Genomic DNA, 25424 nt, shown 5'->3' with positions numbered 1-25424 from the left:
AAGGCTTGGAACCCGCCCCGCGAGCAAGTTTTGAAACGAGTTTGATAGCGATATTGACCTTCAGGGAGCATCCCATGCTGAACATCAATCTTCATCAGCTGGCCAATCCTCAGACCTTCGTCGGCGTTGTCCTCGGCGCCTATGCCCTGCTTTTCATCGGCCAGGTGGCCGCGCAGGTCGCTTAATCCGGCTGCTTTGTTGCAGTGCGCTCTGAGAATACCAGTCTGTTTCCTCCGATCCCCCGCCGGGCCCTCTCTCCCCTCCCCCCTTATTGACGGAGGGCCTGGCACCCCCCTGAGCCCCAAGCTCAGACCTTGGCGCCGGCTTTTTAGCCGGCGCTTTTTTTATGCGGGTGGGCCTTTAGGAAGCCGCAAGCTCGGTGAGCGGCCAGCGGGCGCGGGCGGCTATATCCAGCGGATCGGAAAGTCCGAGGGCAAGGCGCTCGGCCCCGGCCCAGGCGATCATCGCGCCATTATCGGTGCAAAGTTTTGGTGGCGGGACGATGAGCTGCGCGCCGCGCTCCTGGCAGAGCTCTTCAAGACGCGTGCGCAAATAGCGGTTCGCGGCCACGCCCCCTGCCACCACAAGGCGGGGGGTGGGGCCGAGGCGGGCGCCCGCCATCTCCAGCGCCTTGCCGGTCTGCCGGGCCAGAATATCGCCCACTGCCTTTTGGAAGGAGGCGGCAAGGTCGGCTTTGTCCTGCGGGCTGACTTCCTCCAGATCGAGCAGCGCTTTGCGCACCGCGGTCTTAAGGCCGGAGAAGGAAAAATCACAGCCTTCCCGCCCGGTCAGCGGGCGGGGCAGGGCAAAGCGGGTGGCATCGCCGCTTGCCGCGGCTTTTTCCACGGCAGGGCCGCCCGGATAGCCGAGCCCCATCATTTTGGCGGTCTTATCGAAAGCCTCGCCCACCGCATCGTCGATCGTTGTGCCGAGGCGCTCATAGCGTCCGACCCCTTCGACCACCAAAAGCTGGCAATGGCCGCCGGAGACGAGAAGGAGGAGATAGGGAAAGGGCGCCTCGTCCGTCAGCCGGGCCGTCAGAGCATGGCCTTCCAGGTGATTGACGCCGATCAGCGGCAGGCCGTGGGCAAAGGCAAGGCCCTTGGCGGTCATAAGTCCGACGAGAACCCCGCCGATCAGGCCGGGACCGGCGGTCGCGGCAATGCCGTCAAGATCGGTAAAATCAAGCTTCGCTTCGCTAAGAGCTGCGGCAATCAGGGCGTCGAGATGGGTGACATGGGCGCGGGCGGCCAGCTCGGGCACCACCCCGCCATAAGCTTCATGGTCTATCTGGCTGAGGATCTGATTGGCCAGAAGCTCGCCTGTGCCATCGGCACCCCGGCGCACAATGGCCGCGGCGGTTTCATCGCAGCTTGTTTCCAGGCCCAGAACGATCATATCGCGGGAGAGGGTCATCGCGCCGCCATCCAGCCTCTTAAGAAAGGCGCATTTCGAGGCGCCCTTATAAAGTGATGCCGATGCTCCCTGTTATTTGGGGGCCAAGGCTGTATAAGGGGCCGGTCCAGTTGGTTCACGCTCTAGCACTCACGGCTTCATCTATGCAACGTCCTATTCGCATCGGCACCCGCGGCTCCAAACTCGCTCTCATTCAGGCGGAAACGGTGGCAAACCGTCTGCGCGCCCATCACGGGCTCGGCGAAGAGGATGTGGTGCTGGAAATCATCCAGACCACGGCGGACAAGTTTCAGGACCGCCAATTGATGGAAATCGGCGGCAAGGGGCTCTTCACCAAGGAAATCGAGGAAGCGCTGGCCGAAAACCGCATTGATCTCGCCGTCCATTCCATGAAGGACATGCCGACCGTGCTGCCCGACGGGCTGATCATCGACTGCGTGCTGGAGCGCGAGGACCCGCGCGATGCCTTTATCAGCCTGAAATACGGTTCCATCGACGAGCTGCCGGAGGGCGCGCGCTTCGGCACCTCCTCGCTGCGCCGGGCCGCGCAAATGCTGATCAACCGGCCGGATCTCGAGATCGTGCCCTTCCGCGGCAATGTGCAAACGCGCATGCGCAAGCTTGCCGATGAAGTGGCCGACGGCACCTTGCTCGCCATGGCCGGGCTCACAAGGCTCGACATGCTGGCCACCGCCACACAGCCGCTTTCCCCGGAAGAAATGCTGCCCGCCATCGCCCAAGGGATCATCGGCATCGAGCGGCGGGTGGATGATGAGGCACTGGCCGATATGCTCGCCCCGCTCAATCACGAGGAAACGGCGATCTGCATGGCCGCCGAGCGGGCCTTTTTGAAAGAGCTCGACGGCTCCTGCCGCACCCCGATCGCAGGCTATGCGACGCTGGAAGACGGGGTCATTCATTTCCGCGGCGAGATCGTGAAGCCGGACGGCTCGGAGAAGCTGGGCTGCGAATCCGACGGGGCGGCTGCCGAGGCCGCACTTCTCGGGGCCGCCGCCGCCCGTGCCTTGAAAGAGCAGGCCGGGCCCGATTTCATGGCCGCCATCACGCATTAGGCTTTCAGCCCCGCCAAGGGAGGGCGCAGGTGCGACTGCTGGTCACAAGACCCGAGGAAGACGGCGCGGCGCTTGAGGCCCGGCTTAAGGACCTCGGCCATGAGGCGCTGTGCGCGCCGCTTCTGACCATCCGCTATCACCCCGAAAAACCGCTTAAACGGGCAGGCGCGCAGGCGCTTCTGGCAACCAGCGCGAACGGCATCCGCGCGTTTACCCGCCGCGCCGACTTAAACGCCTGGCTGGACGTGCCGCTTCTCGCCGTCGGGCCGACAACGGCGGCGCTTGCCGCCGAGGCCGGTTTCAAAACCGTGCTGGAAGGGGAGGGCGATGCCAAAGCGCTCGCCGCGCTGGCCCGCGCGCGCTGCGCGCCGGGTGCCGGGCGGCTCATCCATATTTCAGGGGCGGTGATTGCCGGGGATCTGAAAGCCTGGCTGGAGGCGGACGGCTTTGAAGTCGACCGCGCCGTGCTTTATGAGGCGGCGGGAGCAGACACTTTTCCGGCAAAGGCAGCAGAAGCGCTGCGCGCGGGCCGCATCGAGGGCGTGCTTTTTTATTCCCGCCGCACGGGAGAGATTTTCCGGCGTTTATGCGAAGAAGAAGGGCTGACGGATTTTCTCGCCTCTGCCCGCGCTTATTGTCTGGCGCCGGGTATCCGGGACGTGCTGGAGGGGCTTCCCTTCCGCGATTTTGCCGTGGCGGGTGCGCCCAATGAGGACGCGCTGCTCGATCTTCTGGCTTAAGCGCATTGCGGGAGGTTTTGGCGCGGAAAAACGGCTATGGTGTAGCCACCGGTGCGGCAGGCAGGAGCCGGTCTTGGAAGGAGTTGGGATGAGCGACGAGACGGATAAGGGCGGACCGCAGGATAAAGCGCAAAAGGGCGGCGCATCGGGCGATCCGGAGATTTTGCGTCCCGGCCAGAAGGCGAAGGCGGGCAGCAAGCGCCGCGAGGACGATCCGCGCATCATCGAAGGAGAAGCCGAAGAAGTGCGCGAAGATGAAGCAGCGCGCGGCGAGGGCTCTTCTAAAGCACCGCCTTCTCCGTCTTCCAATGGCGCTTCCGGCACGCTCGGCCCGGTGCTTGCTGCAGGTCTTGGCGGCGGGCTCATCGGCGCGGTGGCGCTTGGTGCCTTCCTGCATTTTTCCGGCGCGCTTCCCGGCGCTTTCGAAGGGGACGGCGACAGGCTTGCCAGCGTCGAATCCCGTCTTGCCGCGGCGATGGATTTCACCCGCTCGGAGACCTCGCGCCTTGGCACGCAGATGAGCCGCTTCGAAGAAGATCTCGGCGCGCTCGAGCCGGAACGGGTGACCGGCATCGAAGAAAATCTTTCAGCGCTCCAGCAGGAGGCGCGCAAGGTGGAAAGCCGCCTTGCCGCGATCGACAGCCGCTTTGAAGAAGTGGCCGCTACGCGCGATGCACGGCTTGCCGAGCTTAAAGCCGGGATTGCCGATCTGCAGGGCCAGCTCGATGCGCTGCGCCTGCAATTGCCGCCTGCCGATCTTGCCGCGAATGTCGGCGCGAATGACCGCCGCCTCGATGCGCTTGAAACCGGGATCGGCGCGCTCGGCCCGCAAGTGGCCGATCTAAGCGGAAAGCTTTCCGTGCTCACCGAAAAGGTCAATGAGCCCTCGGGCGCGGAAAAAGCCGCGCTCGGCACCGCGCTTGCCGGGCTCGCGCGCGCTTTTGAAAGCGGCCAGCCCTTTGCAAGCGAGCTTGAAGCGATCAAGGCCGTGACGGGCGAGCGCCCCGATATCGAGGCGCTTGCAGAAGCAGCCGAAAAAGGCGTGCCCTCGCTTGCAACGCTCAAGCAGCGGTTCCCCGATCTTGCGGGCCGTGTCCTCCATGCGGAAAAAACGGAGGGCGCGGACGGGCTTTGGGAGAAGCTTGCCGCGAATGCAAGCGCGCTCGTCACCGTGCGCCTCCAGGGGGATGTGGAAGGGACGAGCACTGAAGCCGTGCTTGCCCGCATGGAACAGCGTCTTGGCGAAGATAATCTGAAAGGCGCGGTGGAAGCCGGCCAGGCATTAAGCGGGCCTGCGGGGGAAGCGGCCGCGCCCTGGCTTCAGGCTGCCGAGGCGCGCGTTCGGGGTGAAGCGCTGATCGGCGCGCTGCAGACGGCGGTCATGGCAAGCATTGCCGCAGAGAACGGATAAGAGGGCGGGTGAGACAATGCGCCGTGTGCTGATTATATTTCTCGTTCTTGCGCTGCTTTCCGCCGGTGCGATATGGCTCGCGCAGGAGCCGGGCGATCTTGTCGTCCATTGGCGCGGCTATGAAATCCGCACCAGTTTCGTGGTGGGCGCAGGCATTATCGCGCTTTTGGCGGGCGGGCTTGTCTATCTCTGGCAGATGACGCGCCGGCTTTTCCGCTCGCCGCGCGATCTTTATGCCTTCATTGCCGTGCGCCGGGAGCGCAAAGGATATCTCGCGCTTACCAAAGGCATGGTGGCGGTGGCCGCTGGCGATGCCCGCGAGGCGCGGCTGCGCGCCGCGCAGGCCGAACGGCTCCTTGGCCGCCCGCCTTTGACCATGCTGCTTTCCGCGCAAGCCGCGCAGCTTGAAGGGGACAGCGAGGATGCCAAGCGGCACTTCTCCGCCATGCTGGAGGATAAGGACACGTCCGTCATCGGCCACCGCGGGCTTTTCATTCAAGCGCAGCGGGCAGGCGATCCCGTTGCCGCGCTGTTTCATGCCCGCGCCGCGCAGGAAGAAGCCCCGCGCACCGGCTGGGCCGGGGATGCGGTGTTTCAGCTTGAAACCTTCGAGGGGGACTGGGACGGCGCGCTGAAGACGCTGGATAAAATGGTCTCGGGCGGTCTCGTGCCGCGCGATAAGGCGCGCCGCCGCCGCGCCGTGCTGCTCACCGCCAAAGCGCGTGAGATTGTGGCGGAGGCCCGCGAGGATATGTCCGAGAACGGCAAGGCGCGCCGCGCCGAGGCTTTGAACACGGTTTCCCAGGCTGTGGAGATGGAGCTTGCCTTTGCGCCGGGCGTTGCTCTTGCCGCGCGGCTTTATGCAGGGGATGGAAAAGCGCGCAAGGCAGCGCGTCTTATCGAACGGGCTTGGACTTTTTCTCCGCATCCGGAGCTTTTCGAAACCTTTCTTACCGTGCACCGGGATGAAAGCGCCTTCGAGCGCCAGCGCCATATTCAGGCGCTTGCCGCGCAAAACCCCGAACATAAAGAAAGCCGCATTGCGCTGGCCAAGGGCGCCATCGGTGCGCGGGACTGGGAGGCTGCGCGCGCCGCGCTCGGTCATTTCCTCGAAAGTTCCGCCGAGGGCGAGCCAAGCGTGCGCATTTGTGAATTGATGGCGGAGATCGAAGACGGGCAGTTCGGCAATAGAGGCCGGGCGCGGGACTGGCTGTCCCGTGCGCTCCATGCCCCCCGCGATGAAGCCTGGGTGAGCGACGGCTATGTCAGCCCCGACTGGCTGCCGGTCTGTCCGCGCACGGGCGTCTTCGATGCCTTTGAGTGGAAAGTGCCGCAAAGCATGATCGTGCCGGTTGCCGCAGCGCCCTCCGCCTCCGCGCCGCTGCCGGTAGAGCGCGAGGAAACGGATAGTGAAGCCGAAACGGCGCCTATTGAAAAAGAGCCGGTGCGCCCGGCCGCTACCGCCGTACAGCCCGCCCAGCAGAAAAAAGATGAGGTGGAAGTTCTGCCGCCGACGCCGGATGATCCGGGGCCGGGCGCGGATGAGGATGATGAGGGGGCCGGGGTCAAATGGGTGCGCCCGCTCGGCGATTAGGGGGAGAGATGATCAAGAAAATTCTGGGCGGGCTTGCCGTCCTTCTCGTGCTGGCGGTGGCGGTGCTCGGCATTCTGCTTTTCCGGCCTGCGCTCGATAAGCAGGATCTTGCCAAATATGCCGGGCCGCAGTCTCAGTTCCTGGAGCTGCCGGACGGCGCCGTTGCCCATTACCGCGATCAGGGCAATATGAACGGCAAGACTCTCGTGCTCGTGCATGGCTCCAATGCCTCGCTCCATACCTGGGAGCCCTGGGTGAAGGAGCTCGGCGATACGTTCCGCATCATTACCGTCGATATGCCGGGACATGGGCTGACCGGGGCCATTCCGAGTGATGACTATTCGCGTGCCTCGATGGTGGGGTTTCTCGATGCGGTGATGCGCGAGCTGGGCCTGACCGGCTTTGCGCTTGGCGGTAATTCGATGGGCGGCGGCATTGCCGCGCATTATACCATTGCCTATCCGGAAAAAGTCTCCCATCTCATTCTGGTTTCTTCCGGCGGCTTTCCTGCGTCGCCGGACCGTGAGGTGCCGCTTGCCTTCCGCATGGCCTCGACGCCCATCGTCAAGGATCTCATGCCTTATATGGGCTCGCGGGCGATGGTGGAAGACGGGCTGAAAAACGTCATCGTGGACGACACGCTCGTGACGGAAGAAATGATCGACCGCTATTCCGATCTCAACCGCTACAAGGGCAACCGGGAAGCCATGGTGCAGCGCTTTGGCCTTTACGGGATGAAAGACGATGTGCTGCCCGCCCGGCTCGGCGAGATCGATGTGCCGACGCTTATTCTCTGGGGCGAGAAGGATTATCTGATCCCGGTCGAAAATGCCCATAAGTTCGGTGAGGCGATTTCGGACAGCACGCTCGTGATCTATGAGAATGCCGGTCACATCGCCATGGAAGAAGTGCCGGAGAAAAGCGCGGCGGATGTGCGTGCGTTTCTGGAAAAGCAGTAAGGCACTCTTCTTTTAAAAGCGCTTCTATGGCCGCGCCCTGTGCGCGGCCTATTTCTTTGCCATGAGAAAGAAACGCGACTTGCCCTCCAAGATTTGCGCCGCCTGCGCGCGCCCGTTCAGCTGGCGGCGTAAATGGGCGCGGGATTGGAACGAGGTGAAATATTGTTCCGAGCGCTGCAAGCGGGCAGGGAGGGTGCGGCGGCCGGCGCGCCCGTCTTCTCTTTCACTTTATAGGCGCAAGCTTTGCAATGATCCGACATGCGGTTGATATAGGCCCCGCTTGCCGCATAAGGCTTGGAGCCCAGCAGGCCGCCATCGGCATATTGGCTCATGCCGAGCGTGTTGGGCGCTTCCACCCATTCATAAGCGTCGGCATAGACGGCAAGATACCATTCATGCAGCTCCTGCGGGCGCACTCCGGTGAGAAGCGCGAAGGTACCGGTGAGCATCAGGCGCTGAATGTGATGAGCATAGGCTTCCTCGATCGTCTGGCCGATCGCCGCTTTCAGGCAGGCCAGCTGCGTGTCGCCGGTCCAGTAAAACCCGGGCAGGGGGCGCTCGGCGCCCAGCGCATTGGCTTCGATGTAGCCGGGCATGCGCTGCCAGTAAATGCCGCGCACATATTCGCGCCAGCCGATGATCTGACGGATGAAGCCTTCGGCGGCGTTGAGCGGCACACGCCCGGCTTTATATTCGGCTTCTGCCGCCTTTGCCGTTTCGAGCGGATCGAGGAGGCCCGCATTCATATAGATGGAAAGAACGGAATGAGCGAGAAAACGCTCCTCCCGCGCCATCGCATCCTGGTAATCACCGAAGAGAGGCAGCGCCGTTTTCAGAAAATGATTGCGGGCTGTTTCCGCTTCCTCGCGTGTAACGGCGAACCAGAAATCCGATAGCGATCCCATATTGGCGGCAAAGCGTTTTTCGACGAGCTTCAGCACGTCCCGCGTGGTCTTGTCCGGCGCGGTGCGCTGGGGCCCGGCAAAGCGCTGGCCCTTGGGCAGGGACTTTCGGTTCTCCGCATCGAAATTCCATTTCCCGCCGCAAGGCTCGCCCCCTTCCATGAGAAGGCCCGTTTTACGGCGCATCTCGCGGTAGAAATATTCCATGCGCAGGTCCTTGCACCCCGCCGCCCATTGGGCGAACTCCTCATGGGAGGCGATGAAGCGGGTGTCGGGGCAAATCTCAACGGGCAGCGAGAAGCGCTCCGCCCAGCTTTCCATTTCCTTTTTGAGCCGGTATTCGCCGGGCTCGGTGATAAGCAGGCGCTGCGGGCGGTATTCTTTGACGGCGCGGGCAACCTCGCGGGCAAGAGAGCCCTCCTTTCCCGTTTCCTCCAGCTTGCGGTAGGTGAGCGTCCAGCCTGCTTTTTCCAGCGCCGCGCCGTGATGGCGCATGGCGGAAAAAGTGAAAGCGAGTTTCTTTTTGTGATGCGGCACGTAGGCGGCCTCTTCCATGACCTCGGCCATGAGAAGGTGCGCCCGGCTCTTATCCGTGCGGCGCAGGCTGGAAAGGCTGGGGGAAAGCTGGTCCCCCAGAATGAGAACGAGATCGCGCATGGAGAAAAGAGCTAGGGCGCGGCGCGGGCCGCGACAACCTGATCGATCAGGCCGAAGGCTTTTGCTTCTTCGGGCGCGAAATACTTATCGCGCTCCATGGCTTTGTGCATTTCCTCTTCCGTGCGCCCGCAATGATGGGCGTAAAGCTTTTCCACCTGGCGGCGCATGAAAACGGTTTCGCGGGCGTGAATTTCAATGTCACTCGCCTGGCCCTGATAGCCGCCGGCCGGTTGATGCACCATGATGCGCGCATTGGGAACGGCGGCGCGTTTGTCTTTCGCCCCCGCCATCAGGACGAGCGAGCCGGCGGAAGCGGCTTGGCCGAGGCAAAGCGTTGCGATGTCCGGGCGGACATATTGCATCGTGTCGTAGATGGCGAGACCTGCCGTCAAAACGCCGCCCGGCGAGTTGATATAGATGTGAATGTCTTTTCCCGGATTGTCCGCTTCCAGGAAAAGCAGCTGCGCGCAGATGAGACTGGCGCTCGCATCTGTCACTTCCCCCGTCATGAAGATGATGCGCTCGCCGAGGAGGCGCGAATAAATGTCGTAGGCGCGCTCGCCGCGCGCCGTCTGTTCGATGACGGTGGGAATGAGAAGGTTCATGGGGCCGCTCCTGCCTGTTGTCCCTGACGGTTGTTCGGGAGCAAGGCTAGGCAGGGCGCGCGGGCCGGTCTTGAAGGATTCTCAGCTTGCCGGTTTTTCGGTTTTTGCGCCGCGGGCCTTCGCTTTGCGGGCAAAAGCTGCCGGGGTTTCCCCTGTGCGCGCGCGGAAGGTGCGGGTGAGATGGGCCTGATCGGCAAAGCCCGTGGCAGCGGCGACCGCTGCCGGGCTTTCGCCCCGGCTGAGCAGTGTCTTTGCCTTGTCGATGCGCCGGACAATCAGCCAGTCATGGGGGGCAAGCCCCGTTTCCTCGCGGAAGACGGCGGCGAAATAAGCGGTGGAAAGGCCGGCTTCCCGGGCAAGCTCGGGCACGGAAAGAGGCTGGGCATAGCCCCTTACCATCCGCCGCAGCGCGCCGGAGACGGCGGCCCGGGCCCGGGGCCCCGCCATTTGGAGGGGTATATTGGTATGCTGTGTTCTACGGCGGAAGGTCCGCGCGCGCCGCCCAATAGACCTAAGAGCGCCTCTCTGGATAGAGCGGGCAGGCAGGATCAGGCGGGCTTTAAGGGCAGGCATGGCACTCTCCGGGCTCTTGATGCGGGCAGGCCCGGAAAAGGTGAGGTTTGCCCCGCTTATCTGCAAGAGGATTTATGAAGAGTGTTGCCAAACCGGGGCAAGACCGGTAGAAAAGCGCGAAGTTGCGGGGCCCTTCCGGGCCCTTCGCGGGCCGCTTTAGCTCAGTTGGTAGAGCACATCATTCGTAATGATGGGGTCGGGTGTTCGAGTCACCCAAGCGGCACCACTTCCCCCTTATTTCAATCTTTTCGGCCGCTTGAAGGTCTTGCGGGCTTTTTCCACCTTGGCGTGGATCGCGCAGTCTTCGACATGGTCGTTGATGAGGCCCATGGCCTGCATGAAGGCGAAGACCGTGGTCGGGCCGACGAATTTCCAGCCGCGTTTTTTCAGTTCTTTTGAAATGGCGATGGACTGGGGCGAGGTGGTGAGCGTTTGCGGCTTGCCGAGGGAGCCGGGCTCCGGCTCGTAGGACCAGAAGAAGGCGGCGAGCGAGCCTTCCTTCTCCACCATCTCAAGCGCGCGTTTGGCATTGTTGATCGCCGCTTCGATTTTGCCGCGATGGCGGATGATGCCTTCGTCTTTCATGAGCCGGTCCACATCGCGCGCCGTGAAGCGGGCGACTTTTTCAAAATCGAAATCCTTGAAGGCGGCGCGGAAGTTTTCCCGCTTTGCCAGGATCGTCCGCCAGCTCAGGCCCGACTGAAACCCTTCCAGGCAGATCTTTTCATAAAGCCGCCGGTCATCGCCCACCGGAAAGCCCCATTCGCGGTCGTGATAATCAAGAAAGTCGGGCGCCGCCGCGCACCAGCGGCAGCGCGGCTTTCCGTCCGGCCCGGTAATGGTGGTGCTCATGCTTGCTCCTTACCGCCCCGTTTCAGCCTGCCAGAAAGGCAAGCCGCTCATCCGTGCGTCCGGGGGTGATTTCCAGAATGTCAGCGGTGACGATTTTCTCGGCGACGAACGGGTCTTCGGCCACGCGCTTTTCGACCTCCTCGCGTGAGGCGCCATGGGCAAGCAGCGCGCCGCCAAGACCGGGCTGCAAATTGCCGACCATCAGAAAGACGCCCTCATCGAAGCCTTTCTTGATCCAGTCTTTGTGCGCTTCCATGAACTCTCCCGCCCGCTCGCGGGCACCGGCGAATTTCAACGAGATGACGAACATGGGGGGTCCTTTCAGCTGGGGGTGAGTGTGTTTTGAGGGCGGGGTTACGTGGCCGCGCCGCCTTTGTCTGTGACCTCACCCAGCCAGGCGTAAAGCGCGCGCACTTCCCGCCGGATGAAGGTTTCGTCGTGAAACGTATTGGCGAGCGTCGCGATGCCTTGGGAAAGGGCGAGCAGATGCATGGCCAGGCGGTCGGCGCTGCGCTTTTGCCCGGCAAGGGCAAACTGCCGGGCAAGCCAGGTGCGGAAGAGTGTGAAAAGCTTTCCCGCTTCCCCTTGCAAGGGGTGATCGAGTTTCGTCAGCTCCGCGCTTAAGCTGCCGAGCGGGCAGCCATAGCGCAGGATCTTGTCGCGGTTCATGATCAAAATATCGATGAAGCGGCGGATGCGGGCTACGGGGTCGGCGTTCTCGCGCTCCCATTCGGCCAGCCAGATTTCCCGCTCCGCAAGGCGGTGGGCAATCACCGCGTCCAGAATCTCGTCCTTCGTTTTGAAGTGATAGTAGAAATTGCCGCGTGAGAGGTTCACCGCGCCGGCAATATCGGCGAAAGACGTGTGCTCATACCCCTGCTCGTAAAAGAGCCGGTCCGCCGCCTCGATGATGCGGGCGCGGGTGCCGGGTTTTTCTCCCGTTCGGCTTAGCGTCTTCGTTTCGCGTTTTTTATTAGTGCTGGTCATGGCGGCATAGGCGCAGGTTGGCGGTTTCTTGGACGATTGTCCTAGGCGTAATTAGGACGCGCGTCTTATTCTGTCAAGGCGTCTTGCGCCGGGCCCTGGCGGTTCTTAGGTATGCTCTTCCGGTGTGCCTGGCAGGCAGCGCGGCTCAGACGTTGGTTTCAGGCGCGCCATAACAGGATTGTGAAGCCGCTAAAGGCTTCTGCGCTGCACCATGCCGGTGATGATATCCGGCGCACGCAGCACTTGCGCGCAGCGGGCAAAGAGAGAATTCTAGGCTCAACCGACATCATAAACGTGAAGAGGGAAGAATATCGTGAGCGAATATACACCGCCGAAAGTCTGGACCTGGGACAAGGAAAGCGGGGGGCGCTTTGCCAGCATCAACCGGCCCATCGCCGGGCCCACCCATGAAAAAGAATTGCAGGTCGGCAAACACCCGATCCAGCTTTACTCGCTCGGCACGCCGAACGGCGTCAAAGTCACGGTGATGCTGGAAGAGCTGCTGGAGCTCGGCCATAAGGGCGCGGAATATGATGCCTGGCTCGTCAATATCAGTGAAGGCAATCAGTTCTCCAGCGGCTATGTCGCCGCCAATCCCAATTCCAAAATTCCGGTGATGGTCGATCATTCGACGAAGGAACCGACGCGGGTTTTCGAAAGCGGCTCGATCCTGCTTTATCTTGCCGAGAAATTCGATGCCTTTCTGCCGAAGGAACATCACAAGCGCACGGAAGCTTTGAACTGGCTGTTCTGGCAGATGGGCAGCGCGCCTTATCTCGGCGGCGGCTTCGGCCACTTCTATGCCTATGCGCCGGTGAAGCTCGAATATCCGATCGACCGCTTCGCCATGGAAGTCAAACGCCAGCTCGATGTGCTCGACCGCAATCTGGCCGAGCGCGAATATATGGCGGGGGATGAATATTCCATCGCCGATATGGCGATCTGGCCCTGGTACGGGGCGCTGGCCAAGGGGCTTCTTTATGAAGCCGGCGAGTTCCTTTCCGTGCATGAATATAAGAACGTCATCCGCTGGACCGATCAGCTTTCCGAGCGCCCGGCTGTCAAGCGCGGACGGATGGTGAACCGGGTCTGGGGAGAGCCGGCAAGTCAGCTGCCCGAACGGCACGATGCCAGTGACTTCGAAACGAAGACGGGCGACAAGTTGAAGACCGGTACGTGACCTACGATCAGTTCAATGCCTTTTGCGCCGCCCTGCCCGCCACGACTTACGTGGTGCAGTGGGGCGGCGCCCATGTCTGGAAGGTGGGCGGAAAAGTTTTTGCCATTGGCGGCTGGGCCGATGGAAGCCCGGCCTTCACCTTCAAGACATCCAAACTTTCCTATGAAGTGCTGAAAGACCAGCCGGGCCTCAGGCCCGCGCCCTATCTTGCCTCGCGCGGCATGAGCTGGATCCAGAACTACGCCAAGCCCGGCCTTAAAGACAAAGAGCTGAAAGCCTACCTCACCGAATCCCACCGCCTCGTCGCCCTCGGCCTCACCAAGAAGAAGCGCAAGGAGCTGGGTCTGGAAGTGGCGTGAAGGCGGAGCTTAAGCCGCCTTCTGTTTCGCGCTTTCCGCGCGCGCAGGGACGGGGAGTTTGCCGCCTTGTTTTTTGGCGCGCGCTTCGCCCTTGGCGATTTCCTTCATCAGCTGGCGCACATAATGCGGGAAGTCGAGCTGCATTGTGTGGCGGGCGGAATTATAGAAATTGCCGGTGTAAAGCGCCTCGTCGGCTTTCGTCATGCGCCACATTTCTTCTTCCGATGGCAAAGCGTATTCGCCCGCCAGATATTTCGCGACGAGTTTCGATTGCTGTTCGGCGAAATTGACGAGGGTGGGCAGCGCCTGGGCAAGGCCCATGAAGAAGAGGTTCGGCACGCCGGGGCGCATCATGCGTTTGAACAGCGAGACGTGATTGTTCTCGACCTTCACCGTCTCGTCTTTCAGGAACGGGAAGCTCACATTATAGCCCGTCGCATAAATGATGACGTCCACATCTTCCACCGAGCCGTCGGTGAAGCGCACTTGGTTTCCGAGTTTGGCTTCGATATTCGGCTTGATCTCGATATCGCCGGAGCCGAGGCGGATCGCGAACTCGCTTGAGACGGTGGGGTGTGCATCGAGCGGGCGGTGGTCGGGCTGCGGCATGCCGAGGCGGGTCTGATCGCCGATGATTTTTTTCACGGCGCGCCGTCCCAGCGCCTTTTGCAGTTTGAGCGGCATCCAGGCGGGCGCGGAGGCTTTATCGAGCGGCTCGCCCTTGTGATATTTCGGGATGACATAAACCCCGCGCCGCGCCGCCATCATCAGCCGTTTGGCGATGGGTTTTTGCGACAGCTCGCAGGCGACATCCATGGCCGAGTTGCCCATGCCGACAACGACGATGTTCTTGCCGCGCATGTCGATGGGATCGAACGGATCGCAATAGGCGTGGACATGCATTTCATCGCCCTCGAAAGCGCCGGGGAACTCCGGCATGCGCGGGTCCCAGTGATGACCGTTCGCCACGACCAGCGCGTCGTAAAGTTTCGTTTCGCCGGTCGAGAGCGTCACCGCCCAGAGCCCGTCATCGGTGCGTTTGGCTTCCGTCACTTCCGTGTTGAAGGTGATGTGCGGGCGCAGGCCAAAATGTGCCACATAGTCCTTGAAATATTGCTGCAGCTGGGCGTGGTGCGGGAAATCCGGAAAGTCTTCCGGGATCGGGAAATCCTCGAAGGCAAGGCGCCATTTCGAGGTGTCGATATGCAGGCTCTCATAGCAGGCGGAGGCGCCGTTCGGGTTCTTGTAATACCAGTTGCCGCCAATATCGTCCGACATCTCATAGCAGTCGAAGGGAATGCCGTAATCCTTCAGCCGCTTGGCGGTGGTAAAGCCGGAGCAGCCGGCCCCCACGATGCAGACTTTCGGCAGGCGCGTGTTCTCAGGCTGTGCGTTCATCTCTCTCCCCTTCCGCCGCCCCGCTTCTGCGGCGGGACTGGCGTGACCTATCGGTTATTTTGTCCCAAGTTTGAGGGAGAGGGGGCACTTGTCAATGGCGCGGGCCGGTGGGGGCGGGCGCGTCCGCCGAAGCGCCCGGTTCCCCTGCGGCAAGGAAAAGCCGGATCGCTTCAATGATGCGGTCCCATTCGCTGAGTGCCTTCACATCGCCCGCTGCGGCGAACTCAGCGGCGCGCAGCATGGCGATGGTTTCGGCATCTTCGCCATATTGAGCGATGAGGCTGCGGGCGGCGGCGTCTATCTGCGGGTCTTTACTCATCATGCGCTTTCACAATGCACTTTTACGGGGCGATTTCGGTTCCGTCGAAAGCAAAGCAGCGCCCGCTTTCGCCGGGGCCCTTCTCGTCGATCACTTTCAAAAGATGACGGGCGGTTTCTTCGGGGCTTTGCACTTGTCTCTCCGGCAGGCCCCGCTGAAAAGGTGCAGAGAGGGCGGTGTCCACGGTGCCCGGATGCAGCGCAAGGGCGAGGGCTTCTTCGTTTTTGCGCGCAAGCTCAATGGCGAAAGTGCGGATCAGCATGTTGAGCGCGGCTTTCGAGGCGCGGTAGGCGTGCCAGCCGCCGAGCCTGTTGTCGGAGATCGAGCCGATGCGGGCCGATAGCGCGGCAAAGCAGGATTTGCGCCCGCGCGCCAGGAGCGGCAGCGTGTGCTTGGCGATGAGCGCGGGGGCGAGCGTGTTGACGCGCAGCACTTCTTCCATGGCGCCTGCCTCGATCTGCCGCCAGCTTTTCTCCGGGTGGACATCATCGCCGTGCAAAATGCCCGAGGCGACAAGCACGAGATGGAGCGGGCCTTCCGCGCGCATCAAGGCGGCGCCGTCGGCGATCATTTCCTCGCGGCGGATATCCGTGGCGATGGCGGTCAGTTTTTCATGGGCGGGAAAATGGCTGCGCCGGGAAAAGGCAAAGACGCGCTCGACCGCGGGATCAGCGAGCAACGCCTCGCGCAGCGCCGTGCCGATGCCCCCGCTTGCGCCATAAAGGGCAACGGAAAGGCCGGTGCCGAAACTGGCAAGCTGCGTTTTCCTCATAATTTTGATACGCGGGTGCGGCCCCGTTGGATCGCTTTCGCGCCCTTCAGATTTTCCAAGGCTCCTGCGGCGTCTTGACCTCTGTCAATGTGCGCGCGCGCCTCTTAGCCTAAGAAGAATACCGGCCCAGCGTGATAAAGCGGCGTGCCGATAGAGAGGAAGCAAGATGTTCCATTCCATTGCCCGGATACTGGCCGTGCTGGCGCTTTTCGCGCATGTGGCAGGGGGCTTTGTGCATGGGGCGGCCACGGCGCAGGCCGCGCTTTTTTCCTCTTCTCCGGCAACCCTGGCGAAAACCGGCACAGGCGCAGAGGATGTCCAAACAGGGAATGCCGAGATCGAGGCCCTCCTCGCCGATCTTCTCATTCTCTGCTCACCCTCCCAAAGCGGCCAGAACGGCAAAAGCGGGCACGTACCGGCCAAGCTTTCCGACTGCGCCTTTTGCGCCCATGGCTCGCAAGGGGCCTGCAGCGGATGCTGCCTGCCGGGCGGGGCCTTTCTCGGGGCCGTACTGCGTTTCGAGCCGCCGCTTGAAACCGCGCTTCTGACGGGCGGCGTCTCCCCTGCCGTTACCCATCCGCGCGGGCCTCCTCTCTCCGCCTGACATTTCCGCTGAACGAGACCTTTGACGGTCGGCCTGCATGCATGCGCATGCCGGGCTGATTTTATTTTTACTCCCGCTTTCCTTTTCAAGGCGGTGCGGGAGAGGGGATGAGAGAGATGATTTTTGAAAAGAAGAGGCCGGGGGCAAAACCCGGCGCCCGTTTCGCTGTGCTCTTCGGCGCGGCCTTTGCTGCCTTTGGCAGCGCGCCGCTGCAGGCGGACCCGATGCACGGGGTGGATGTCTACCGCGCCGACGGCCACGCGCCGATGGGCGTGATGGGCGATCATATGCATAAGACGGGCGAGATGATGATGTCCTTCCGGCAAATGCATATGGAGATGGAGGGCAACCGCAGTGGCACCTCTTCGATAAGCGCGGAAGAGATCGCCACCAGCGTGCCCAATGTGCATTTCGGCAAACCCATGCAGCCGCCGACATTGCGCGTCGTGCCGCAGGAAATGTCGATGGACATGTATATGGCAGGCTTCATGTATGCGCCGAGCGACTGGCTGACCCTGACCGCCATGGGCATGTATCTGGAAAAAGAGATGGAGGCACTCACCTTTCAGGGCATGGCGGGCACCGCGCGGCTTGGCACTTTCACCACGCGTTCATCCGGTTTCGGCGATACGAAAGTGGCGGGGCTTTTACGCCTCGATCATAGCGAAACGCGGCAGGTGCATCTCAATCTTGGCCTCAGCCTGCCCACGGGCTCCATTACGGAGGAAGACGATGTGCTCACCCCGATGAACACGCGCCCCGTCATGCGCCTTCCTTACGGGATGCAGCTTGGCTCGGGCACGTTCGATCTGGAGCCCGGCATTACCTATACCGACCGGCAGGGCGATTTTTCCTGGGGCGGGCAGGCGCGCGCCACGCTGCGGCTCGGCAGCAATGATGAAGGCTATGCGTTCGGCGATATCGGCCGACTGACGGGCTGGGCGGCTTATCAATGGGCGCCCTGGATTTCCACCTCACTGCGCGCGCTGGGGGAAGTGGAAGGCTCGATCGACGGGCAGGACGCGCGGATCGCCGGGCCGACACAGGCCGCCGATCCTGCCAATTACGGCGGCAAGCGGATCATGCTTTCTGCGGGCGTGAATTTGATCGGCCAAAGCGATACGCTGGACGGCGCGCTTGCCGGACACCGGCTCGGCATCGAATTCGGCCTGCCGGCCTATCAGGACCTGAACGGCCCGCAAATGGAGCGGGACTGGACGCTGACCATCGGTTGGCAGAAATCTTTTTAAGGAACTCTTATGCGTTACATGATTTCAAGTTTCCTGCTCGCCCTCGCTTTCGCCTTTCCAATGGCTGGCGCTCATGCGGCGGAAGCGCCGGAGGCCGAAGTACAAGCCGAAGCCCCGGCTTCTCCCTTCATGATCGAAAAGGCGGTGCTGCGCCCGACCATCGGCCCGGTGCGCCGGAGCGCGGGCTATTTCACGCTGCACAATCACGGGGAGGCGGACCGCTTGATCGGCGCCGAACTTGAAGGGGCAGGCAGTGTCGAGCTGCACACCCATATCAAGGAAGGCGAGGTGATGAAGATGCGCCGCATCGAAAGCGCCGATGTGCCGGCCAACGGTATGCTGATCTTCAAGCACCGCGCCCATCACCTGATGATCTTCGATCTTGAAGGTCCGCTCGAAGACGGCATGTCCGTAGATGGCGCGCTGATTTTCGAAAAGGCGGGCCACGTGCCCGTCACCTTCTCCGTCATGACGCCCGATCTTTCCGGCGGTGCGCAGAAAGGCGAAGGCATGAAACATCACGGCAGCGGGCACTGATTTTTTGGGAAGCTCGCGGCTGAATGAAAAGCCGCTGCCCTCAGGGGCGGCGGCTTTTTTCTTTATGTGCGGAGTATGGGCGATACCACCTCATGCTTTCCTTACGGTGGGCGCCGTGAAATAGTCGGGGAAACTACTGTTTCATGGAGGGGGCATGATCTTTTCCCGCGTAAAACGCCGGCGGGGCTTCTTTCTGGTTCTTGCGCTGCCTTTGCTGCTCGGAGGCTGCGATAGACCGGATGTCGGAGTGGTTTGGCTTCAGGCCACGCTCTTGACCTTGATCGGCGGAGGGAACTTGTACATGCCCTCTGATCTAACGGATCTCTGCGAGAGTGACCTGCAAGGCTTTGTGAATCCCGTGTTTGGTGTTGAGGGATACGCAACCATTCCATTTGCCCATGCAGTGTCCCTGCCCGATATAGCAGCAGGAAAATATCAGAGAGCACCCTTTTCGTTCGGATGTTTTCCTTGTTTCAAAGAGCTGGTTCGCGATCAATATGATTATGTCGAGAGCTTTTATGATGCCAAGGATGATCCTCCATATTCCGAATATGGCAGCCGCGGCATGGTGACGGGCCTGTACCGTTACACGCTCGAGGCACGAAATGACCAAACAGCTAACTGCGCGGAATTTGATGACTGGGTTTGGCGGGTTTGGAGAGCGGAAGCTTCGCTGGCTCAAGGAGATTACGTTTCTGTTTCCGATCTCTCGCAATTCGGCCGCGAATACAGAGAATACAAATCGCTTCTGGGGAACCGGTGCGTGGTTAAGAAGCGGATAGAGCGTCTCTCTGCGCCATATATCTATGAAAATAGACAAGACGTTATTAAGCCAGCGACCTGGTTTCTGATCGGTGGAGACATCGTTCGGTACAGGCGCTGGGTTTATGAGCGTGAGACAAAGAAGCCAATTGCTGTTCATGAGTTGTTTGCATTTGCAGTAAAGACGAGGGGCGGATCATTGGAAAACTTCACTGCTTGTTCGTCCGAGCGCTTGCCCCCGATCAATACCATTCTGCAGCCTAGGGAAGATTGAGCTCGGTGCCGGGAGTGATTTGCGTCCACTTCCCAAATTCGTTTAAAGCTGCCCGATCCAGGCGCGGATCAGGGCGACGCCTTCTTCGTGGATGAGGCTGCGGCCGAGCTCGGGCATCATGATGCCGGGGTCGGCGGAGTTCATGCGGTAGTGAAGGATCGAGGCCTCCGGGTCTCCCGGCGCAATGTCGAAGGCAAGCCCGCCTGAGCCGCGCCCGGCGGCGACGGGTCTTTTATGGACACCCCATCTGGCGGGGTCTTTTTCCTGCCAGGTGAGAAAGAGGCCGGAGGTTTTCGCGGGCCCGTCTTCCTTGTGGCAATGGGCGCAGTTCACATCGAGATAGGCGCGGGCGCGCGCGGCAAGCGTGCCGCTTTCCGGGTCCGACCAGTCCGGCACGCGCGGCCAGGCGCCGGGCCCGCCTTCGGGAAGGGCCGTCAGAATGCCCGCCTCCTGCCAGGTGCTCAGCTGATTGGCCGGGCCGCTTTCATACGCAAAATCATGATTGAGATTGCGCGCCTTGGGGCCGATGGGCTCCAGCGTCTTGCCGGAGACATGACAGCCCTTGCATTGATTGACATTGGGCACGGCATAGCGCGCAGTGAGGGTGCGCCCGTCCGGCCGTGGCACCGGAATTTCCATCCGCGCGCCCGCCACTTTGAGCACCGCCTCGCTCTGCGCTTCGTTCCAGACATAAGGATAGGCGTGCCAGCCGTCTTCGCCATGAATGAGAAGGCGGGTCTCGATGAGCCGAAGCCCGTGGGCGGCGGACGCGCTCTCATCCCTATAGGCGAAGGTTTTGACGAGAACGCTGCCGACGGGGAAAGAAAAAATATCTTCGCCGTCATATGAAGCGGCTTTCCCCTCCGGCACGAAGACGAAGCGGCGCTTTTCCGCATAATCGGAAAAAAGCGGCGTGATGAGATCGTAAGGCAGAACGCCTTTGGCCGGGCGCTGCGCGCCGCCATCCTCAAATAGTCCGTAAGCGGAAAGTACGGCGGTAGGGCGCTTGCTCAGCACCGCCTCCATATTGACGGCGCCTGCGGGCAGCACCCCTCCCGCCCAAAGGGCGAGGCCCAAGAGAATATGCGCGGCCCGTTTCATGTTTACGCTACCTGCTTTTACCCAGTCTCTTATTATGCCTCTTATTGCGTCTCTTGCGACTGTGTGACGGGTGCCAGCGTGACGGGTGTAAGCGTTGCAGGTCCGCCCGCATGATCCGGCAATTCCCGCTTCGTGCTGTGGAACCAGTTTGCCGCATACCACATCGTGGCATCGACATTGGCGAAATCCACTTGGCCGCCTTCATCCGTTGCCGTGTTCTCGCCGATGTAAATGCCATTGCCGGCCTCCGGGCCGAAGAAATAATCGCCCCAGGGCATGCGCCCGTCCCAGATGATATCGGGGATGGGTGTGCCGGTGATCTGCGCGATCAATTCGCCGATCTCGTTATCGGGCGCCGTGCCGCCTTCCCCGATGCGGTTGCCATGCACATGAATGCCTTGCGGGAAGGGGAAATAGTTTTCGTCTTCATACTCGTTCGGGTAGGCAACGATGAGCACATTGGTGGTGCCATTACCGGCGATCTCATTACCGAAAACCTCCACGTCCCGGTTTGCCATCACCATGATGCCGGTACCTGTCGGCACTTCGCCGACAATATTGCCTTCAGGCGCGAAATTGCCGGTGTCGTTATTGACGACACGGTTATCGAAGACGCGGATCGAATGGCCGCCCTGTTGCGGCAGGCCCGGCAGATCGAAAATCAGAATGCCGCCGGTATTGTGCTCGGCTGTATTGCCGAAGACATCGGCGTAATAGGAATTTTCGATTTCGATACCCGCTACGTTGAAGGCCGCGCGGCTGTTTTTCACGATGATGTGCTGCGACTGGCCGACATAGATCCCGGCATCGGAGGCGCCGATGGCCGTGCAATTGTCGATCAGCACATTCTTGGAGGAGACGGGATAAAGGCCGTAGGCGCCGTTCGTTTCTTTCGGCCCCGCCGTCCATTCAGTGCGCAGGCGCCGCATGGTGATGCCGTCCGCGCCCATGACTTTGATCGCATCGCCCTTCGCATCCTCGATGGCGAAATCTTCCAGCATCACGCCGCTCGATGTGACCATCAGCCCTTCGCTGCCCGCTTCCTGGGTTTTGAAGGAAAGAACGGTCTTGTCCGGCCCCGCGCCTTTCAGCGTGACATTGTCGATATCGAGGGAGAGCCCGTCGGTGAGCGCGAAGGTGCCTTCGGGCAGCAGCAGCGTATCGCCCGGCTCGGCCAGAATGAGCGCGGTTTGCAGACTTTCCTGGGCGCTCATCTCTGTGCCCGAGAGATCGAGTGTGTGCGTGGCGGCCTCGGCACCTGCAGAGAAAGCGGCAAGGGTCAGGCTGAGCGCGGCGAGGCCGGCAAACAGGGGCCTTTTAAGGGATAACATAGGTATTCCTCCAGCTTCCGGCTGCCATGGGCCGCCGCTTTCTGAAACTTATTCATATTTTGCCTTATCTTTTGCCGTCCGGTGCTGGACGTCAATCAAAATATGAAAGATATTCATATTGAGGTGCGTCCTGCCTTCTCTTCAGGTTTCTGATCGGAGTTCAGCCATGCGTCAGCCGACACAAAAGCGCGCCCGGGAGCGGGTCCGGCAGATGCTGGCGGCAGCGCGCGCGCTTTTGGAAGAGGAAGGACTTGATTCGGTCACCACCACGCGGGTGGCGGAGCGGGCAGGCGTGCCGGTGGGCTCGGTCTATCAATATTTCGACGATGCAGGCGATCTTCTTGCTGCATTGCACAGTGAGGTGACGGGCCGCATTACCGATTTTTGCTTTGCCCGGCTTCAGGAACTCCCGGCCTCCACGTCCTGGCAGCGCATCCTGCGGGAGGTGCTGGAGACCTATTGGCAGGGGCTTGAAGAAGAGGCGGCGCTGCGCCCGCTTTTCAGTCACTTCATTCGCAGCCATCCCTATGGGCCGCAGATCACGCAGCCGGAAAGTCAGCTTGGCCGGCTCTTCGATGAAGCGCTGGTGCGGGCAGGCCTGCGCTTACCTCAAGCGCGGGCGGAGGCGATCAAAATCACCTTTCTTTCAATGCTCTCTATACTGACAGATACAGGACTTCTTGCCGATGATGCCGCCCGCCGCAAAGCCCTCCGAGCCGAGGCGCTGCGGGTGGCCGAGCTTTATCTCGATGATGCGCTTTCGGCGTGATTTTCGCGGGTTGCCCGCTCACCGCAAACCGCGTCATGGCGCCATTTCCGCGCTTTTTGCAGGTGCGAAGAAAATAGCGTTCCGCAATGAAGACTAAGCAAGATCTGACCTGTTTCTATTTGAATTAGGACAAATTATCCTTACGCGGAACTGTGTCAATTCTGCAATAACGGGACTCGAAGTCCGGCGGCTTTATTTAAAAACCGCCCATCCTTGTTGACTTCTTAGGGCTTTCCCGGTGGGGTAGCGCTTGAGGGATGCTGACTGGTCGGGGGAGGGCAGTCATGTCTACGAGGGGACATATCTAAACTCCCATTTCTTCCGACCATCGTCAGTGCGTTAAAGCATCGAGGATCGAGGAGGATCGCTCACAATGAAGAAGAGCAGATTGCGTTCTCTGCTCCTAAGCAGTGCCGCTGGCGCTGCGATGGTGGCAGCGGCCGGTTCCGCCAACGCGCTGGAATACCAGTTCGGTGGGGTTCAGGTCTATTTCGATACGACGGTTTCGGCCGGCGTGTCGGTTCGCGCGTCGGAGAGGAATGACCTGTTCCTGCCGGAAGGCAATGGTGGTCCCGTTGAAAGCCGGGCCGACGTTCTGACTTTCAATGGTTTGACCACGGCGCTCAATCCGGGCGGCGGTCGGGTCGTTACGCTTGATACCCAGGCCGGCACCGATTTGATGGCTCCAGGGACTTTCGATCCGTTCGATCGGGGCGACAATTATGACGGCTCCATCAACACGGATGATGGACGCTTGAACTTTGATCAGTGGGATCTGACGTCGGGCGTCATCAAGATGACGAACGATATTCAGGCAAGCTGGCAAAACTATACGCTGTTTGCCCGTGTGAACTCGTTCTACGATGCGGTGCTGGATAGCGACAGCTCCTATGATCGCTCGGAAATCGGGGATGGCGCCAAGACGGACGCGGCCCGCGATATCGACCTGCTCGACCTTTATGTGTCGGCCGATTACAACGTGGGCGATCTTCCCCTGAACCTGCGCCTCGGGCGCCAGGTGATCAACTGGGGTGAAGGCACATTCATTCTGAACGGCATCAACACGATTGCGCCGCTCGATGTGAATGCGTTCCGCCGTCCGGGTGCTGAAATTAAAGAAGGCCTGCTGCCGATCTGGGCTGCTTACGGCTCTATCGGTCTTCCCTATAACCTCGCGCTGGAAGGTTTCTATCAGCTTGAGTGGGAAGAAATTCAGCTCGACCGTCCGGGTACGCCCTTCGCCGATTCCGACGTGGTTCTGGAAGGCAGCCTTGCCGGCGGCAACCAGTTCGCTACGTCCTTCATCGGCGGCGGTCCGACGAGCGGCACGTTCCGCCGCAACTGTGATTTGAGCAGCGCCGTAAATGCGGCGATCGAAGGTGCTTATACTGCAGCTGGTTTGAACAATCGGGTTTGCGGCGCCACGGGCACCAACCCGTTTGTCGATTACCGGACCAATTTCCCGATCGGTACGACGGAATTCAATCGTCTAGCAAATGGCGACTTGAACACGGTTGAGCGTATTGCAGACCGTGAAGCCAGCGATAGCGGGCAGTATGGTTTGGCGCTGCGTTGGTATTCGGAAGAATTGAATTCCACGGAATTCGGCTTCTACTTCATGAATTACCATAGCCGTTTGCCGCTGGTTAGTCTGCGGGCCGGTTCGCCGCAGGTTGGTACGTCAACGGTGGGCGAGGACTCGACCTTGCTTACGCGCGGTGTGCTTGCGCAAGGGTGTACGGCAGCTGATGCCCGTCAGACCGCTGCGGGGGCGCCCCAAGATTTCGGTGCTGTTGGCCTCAATGCACTTATTTCCGCTGTTGATCCCGTTCAGTATGCGGCAATTCAGAATACGCTCGTGAATGATCCGGCAGGTCTCTTGTCCAACACGTCGCCGCTTCTTGCACTCGCGCAGGGCGTTTACGATAGTTTGACACCTCACCCTACCCGGTCCACTGCTACCAACCCTCTTAACTCCGCGAATTTGGGAATTGCAGGTGCAACGGCGGCCGGCACTCTTGCCCGTGCTACCGCCATCAACTGCGCATTGGCTCTTGCCCAAGGCGTGGCTGGTACGCCTGATTTTAATATGGATGGTAACGGTGACTTTGACGGCATTCTTGCAGATGGCGCCGAGACTTTGACGCTCCATTCCCAGCACAGCCTCTTCCTGGAATATCCGGAAGACATCAAGCTCTATGGGATGAGCTTCAACACCACCGTTGGTGATTGGGGTGTGCAGGGTGAAGTGGCGTTCCGCACGGATCAGCCGCTGCAGCTCGACACGGACCAGCTCACGATTGCATCGGGCACGTCTCAATGTGCGCTGCCGGTCAGTGCCAGCGATGCCACACTGCAGTTCGACGCTTTGAATACCTACGGGTTAGGCGTTCGCTGCGGTGGCGGCAACGGGTCGGAGATTACGGGTTTCACCCGTGAGGAAGTGCTGACGGCCCAGATCGGGACGACGGCGACCTACACGAACTCCAACCCGCTGATCGGCTTCCTGGGTTCCGACCTTGGTATCCTGGTCACGGAAGTGGGCACGATGTGGGTGCCGGATGTGCCGGATGAAGAGGGTGCTGGCCAAAACAATGGTCCGCGCCGTCTGTCGAACGTGTGTACGGCCGGTACTGACCTGCCGCTGGGCGGCCTTCTGGCTCTCGATCCGCGGTCGGGCTGCCGTCCGACCAGCTTCTCCTGGGGTTATGTTCTCCTGGGTCAGCTGCAGTACAACAACGCGTTCGGCACGCCGATCACGCTGAACCCGACCATTGCATGGCAGCATGACGTGGCTGGTAATTCCCCGGCACCGCTCTCGAACTACCGTGAAGGCCGCAAGCGCGTCAGCCTTGCCCTGAACGGCTCGTACCAGAGCTCCTGGCGTGGCGGGATTTCCTACACGAACTTCTTCGGCAACGAGAAATATTCTCGTGACGGAGACCGTGACTTTGTCTCAGTCAACTTGTCCTACTCGTTCTAATCATAGTAGGATGTGA

Annotated in this window: 25 protein-coding genes, 1 tRNA gene and 1 pseudogene; 15 read left to right on the top strand and 12 right to left on the bottom strand. The window is 61.0% G+C overall.

What is annotated here, in order from left to right; translation table 11 throughout:
• Positions 1-360 precede the first annotated feature (360 nt).
• Positions 361-1398 (bottom strand): tRNA (adenosine(37)-N6)-threonylcarbamoyltransferase complex transferase subunit TsaD, encoded by a 1038-nt coding sequence (tsaD, locus tag ACOQOT_RS16255; protein ID WP_420561961.1) that lies wholly within the window; start codon positions 1396-1398, stop codon positions 361-363.
• 161 nt (positions 1399-1559) lie between these two features.
• On the opposite strand from tsaD, the gene hemC reads away from it, so the two are divergent.
• The 6 genes and pseudogenes from hemC to ACOQOT_RS16225 all read left to right on the top strand — a co-directional run.
• Positions 1560-2489, top strand: coding sequence for a hydroxymethylbilane synthase (gene hemC / locus ACOQOT_RS16250; RefSeq protein ID WP_420560202.1), 930 nt, complete (start codon positions 1560-1562; stop codon positions 2487-2489).
• A 29-nt stretch (positions 2490-2518) separates the two neighbouring features.
• Positions 2519-3229, top strand: coding sequence for a uroporphyrinogen-III synthase (locus tag ACOQOT_RS16245; protein ID WP_420560201.1), 711 nt, complete (start codon positions 2519-2521; stop codon positions 3227-3229).
• Between the two features lie 88 nt (positions 3230-3317).
• Positions 3318-4640 carry a mitofilin family membrane protein gene (locus tag ACOQOT_RS16240; protein ID WP_420560200.1) on the top strand — a complete coding sequence of 441 codons (1323 nt, stop codon included), beginning with the start codon at positions 3318-3320 and terminating at the stop codon, positions 4638-4640.
• A 16-nt stretch (positions 4641-4656) separates the two neighbouring features.
• Positions 4657-6234, top strand: a complete 1578-nt coding sequence (locus ACOQOT_RS16235) for a heme biosynthesis protein HemY (protein WP_420560199.1) — start codon at positions 4657-4659, stop codon at positions 6232-6234.
• Positions 6235-6242: 8 nt separating this feature from the next.
• Positions 6243-7193 carry an alpha/beta fold hydrolase gene (locus tag ACOQOT_RS16230; RefSeq protein ID WP_420560198.1) on the top strand — a complete coding sequence of 317 codons (951 nt, stop codon included), beginning with the start codon at positions 6243-6245 and terminating at the stop codon, positions 7191-7193.
• A 61-nt stretch (positions 7194-7254) separates the two neighbouring features.
• Positions 7255-7323: pseudogene (locus ACOQOT_RS16225) on the top strand (DUF2256 domain-containing protein); the annotation flags it as partial.
• Here ACOQOT_RS16225 and ACOQOT_RS16220 read toward each other — a convergent pair.
• The 3 genes from ACOQOT_RS16220 to ACOQOT_RS16210 form a co-directional block, all read right to left on the bottom strand.
• On the bottom strand, positions 7310-8752 hold the full coding sequence (locus ACOQOT_RS16220; protein ID WP_420560197.1) for a cryptochrome/photolyase family protein: 1443 nt from the start codon (positions 8750-8752) through the stop codon (positions 7310-7312). The pseudogene ACOQOT_RS16225 and the gene ACOQOT_RS16220 overlap by 14 nt on opposite strands.
• A gap of 11 nt (positions 8753-8763) precedes the next feature.
• Positions 8764-9357 carry an ATP-dependent Clp protease proteolytic subunit gene (locus ACOQOT_RS16215; RefSeq protein WP_420560196.1) on the bottom strand — a complete coding sequence of 198 codons (594 nt, stop codon included), beginning with the start codon at positions 9355-9357 and terminating at the stop codon, positions 8764-8766.
• A gap of 81 nt (positions 9358-9438) precedes the next feature.
• Positions 9439-9804 (bottom strand): helix-turn-helix transcriptional regulator, encoded by a 366-nt coding sequence (locus tag ACOQOT_RS16210; protein WP_420560195.1) that lies wholly within the window; start codon positions 9802-9804, stop codon positions 9439-9441.
• Positions 9805-10080: 276 nt separating this feature from the next.
• Between ACOQOT_RS16210 and ACOQOT_RS16205 the strand changes: the two genes are divergently transcribed.
• A tRNA-Thr gene (locus ACOQOT_RS16205) sits at positions 10081-10156 on the top strand.
• A gap of 8 nt (positions 10157-10164) precedes the next feature.
• On the opposite strand, the gene ACOQOT_RS16200 is transcribed toward ACOQOT_RS16205, so the two are convergent.
• The 3 genes from ACOQOT_RS16200 to ACOQOT_RS16190 are packed head-to-tail and all read right to left on the bottom strand — an operon-like array spanning position 10165 to position 11769.
• Positions 10165-10782: a DNA-3-methyladenine glycosylase I gene (locus ACOQOT_RS16200; protein WP_420560194.1), complete on the bottom strand. Its 618-nt coding sequence runs from the start codon at positions 10780-10782 to the stop codon at positions 10165-10167.
• Positions 10783-10804: 22 nt separating this feature from the next.
• Complete coding sequence (locus ACOQOT_RS16195; protein ID WP_420560193.1) at positions 10805-11092, bottom strand: YciI family protein; 288 nt, start codon at positions 11090-11092, stop codon at positions 10805-10807.
• A gap of 44 nt (positions 11093-11136) precedes the next feature.
• Positions 11137-11769, bottom strand: coding sequence for a TetR/AcrR family transcriptional regulator (locus ACOQOT_RS16190; protein ID WP_420560192.1), 633 nt, complete (start codon positions 11767-11769; stop codon positions 11137-11139).
• 313 nt (positions 11770-12082) lie between these two features.
• On the opposite strand from ACOQOT_RS16190, the gene yghU reads away from it, so the two are divergent.
• Together yghU and ACOQOT_RS16180 are read left to right on the top strand one after the other, a co-directional pair.
• Positions 12083-12949: a glutathione-dependent disulfide-bond oxidoreductase gene (yghU, locus tag ACOQOT_RS16185; RefSeq protein WP_420560191.1), complete on the top strand. Its 867-nt coding sequence runs from the start codon at positions 12083-12085 to the stop codon at positions 12947-12949.
• Positions 12946-13308, top strand: coding sequence for an MmcQ/YjbR family DNA-binding protein (locus ACOQOT_RS16180; RefSeq protein WP_420560190.1), 363 nt, complete (start codon positions 12946-12948; stop codon positions 13306-13308). The genes yghU and ACOQOT_RS16180 overlap by 4 nt, the downstream gene beginning before the upstream one ends.
• A gap of 9 nt (positions 13309-13317) precedes the next feature.
• Here the strand turns inward: ACOQOT_RS16180 and ACOQOT_RS16175 are convergent, their stop codons facing one another.
• The 3 genes from ACOQOT_RS16175 to ACOQOT_RS16165 form a co-directional block, all read right to left on the bottom strand.
• Entirely contained in the window at positions 13318-14706 is a 1389-nt protein-coding gene (locus tag ACOQOT_RS16175) for a flavin-containing monooxygenase (protein WP_420560189.1), read from the bottom strand.
• A 91-nt stretch (positions 14707-14797) separates the two neighbouring features.
• Complete coding sequence (locus tag ACOQOT_RS16170; protein WP_420560188.1) at positions 14798-15028, bottom strand: hypothetical protein; 231 nt, start codon at positions 15026-15028, stop codon at positions 14798-14800.
• Between the two features lie 19 nt (positions 15029-15047).
• A complete protein-coding gene (locus tag ACOQOT_RS16165) occupies positions 15048-15797 on the bottom strand; it encodes an SDR family NAD(P)-dependent oxidoreductase (protein WP_420560187.1) in 750 nt (249 codons plus the stop codon).
• Positions 15798-15963: 166 nt separating this feature from the next.
• On the opposite strand from ACOQOT_RS16165, the gene ACOQOT_RS16160 reads away from it, so the two are divergent.
• The 4 genes from ACOQOT_RS16160 to ACOQOT_RS16145 all read left to right on the top strand — a co-directional run bounded on the left by ACOQOT_RS16160 (position 15964) and on the right by ACOQOT_RS16145 (position 19224).
• On the top strand, positions 15964-16401 hold the full coding sequence (locus ACOQOT_RS16160) for a hypothetical protein (RefSeq protein ID WP_420560186.1): 438 nt from the start codon (positions 15964-15966) through the stop codon (positions 16399-16401).
• A gap of 107 nt (positions 16402-16508) precedes the next feature.
• Complete coding sequence (locus ACOQOT_RS16155) at positions 16509-17651, top strand: hypothetical protein (RefSeq protein WP_420560185.1); 1143 nt, start codon at positions 16509-16511, stop codon at positions 17649-17651.
• 9 nt (positions 17652-17660) lie between these two features.
• On the top strand, positions 17661-18188 hold the full coding sequence (locus ACOQOT_RS16150) for a copper chaperone PCu(A)C (RefSeq protein ID WP_420560184.1): 528 nt from the start codon (positions 17661-17663) through the stop codon (positions 18186-18188).
• Positions 18189-18342: 154 nt separating this feature from the next.
• Positions 18343-19224, top strand: a complete 882-nt coding sequence (locus tag ACOQOT_RS16145; protein WP_420560183.1) for a hypothetical protein — start codon at positions 18343-18345, stop codon at positions 19222-19224.
• Positions 19225-19266: 42 nt separating this feature from the next.
• On the opposite strand, the gene ACOQOT_RS16140 is transcribed toward ACOQOT_RS16145, so the two are convergent.
• Together ACOQOT_RS16140 and ACOQOT_RS16135 are read right to left on the bottom strand one after the other, a co-directional pair.
• Complete coding sequence (locus ACOQOT_RS16140) at positions 19267-20325, bottom strand: SO2930 family diheme c-type cytochrome (RefSeq protein WP_420560182.1); 1059 nt, start codon at positions 20323-20325, stop codon at positions 19267-19269.
• 41 nt (positions 20326-20366) lie between these two features.
• Positions 20367-21656 carry a parallel beta-helix domain-containing protein gene (locus ACOQOT_RS16135; RefSeq protein ID WP_420560181.1) on the bottom strand — a complete coding sequence of 430 codons (1290 nt, stop codon included), beginning with the start codon at positions 21654-21656 and terminating at the stop codon, positions 20367-20369.
• A 166-nt stretch (positions 21657-21822) separates the two neighbouring features.
• Here ACOQOT_RS16135 and ACOQOT_RS16130 point away from each other — a divergent pair, with 166 nt between their 5' ends.
• Positions 21823-22425, top strand: coding sequence for a TetR/AcrR family transcriptional regulator (locus tag ACOQOT_RS16130; RefSeq protein ID WP_420560180.1), 603 nt, complete (start codon positions 21823-21825; stop codon positions 22423-22425).
• Positions 22426-22798: 373 nt separating this feature from the next.
• Complete coding sequence (locus ACOQOT_RS16125) at positions 22799-25408, top strand: DUF1302 family protein (RefSeq protein ID WP_420560179.1); 2610 nt, start codon at positions 22799-22801, stop codon at positions 25406-25408.
• Positions 25409-25424: the final 16 nt, after the last annotated feature.

Origin of the sequence: Tepidicaulis sp., assembly GCF_965222285.1 — a bacterium.
GTDB lineage: Bacteria > Pseudomonadota > Alphaproteobacteria > Parvibaculales > Parvibaculaceae > Tepidicaulis.
This window is presented reverse-complemented; position numbering and strand designations above follow the sequence as displayed.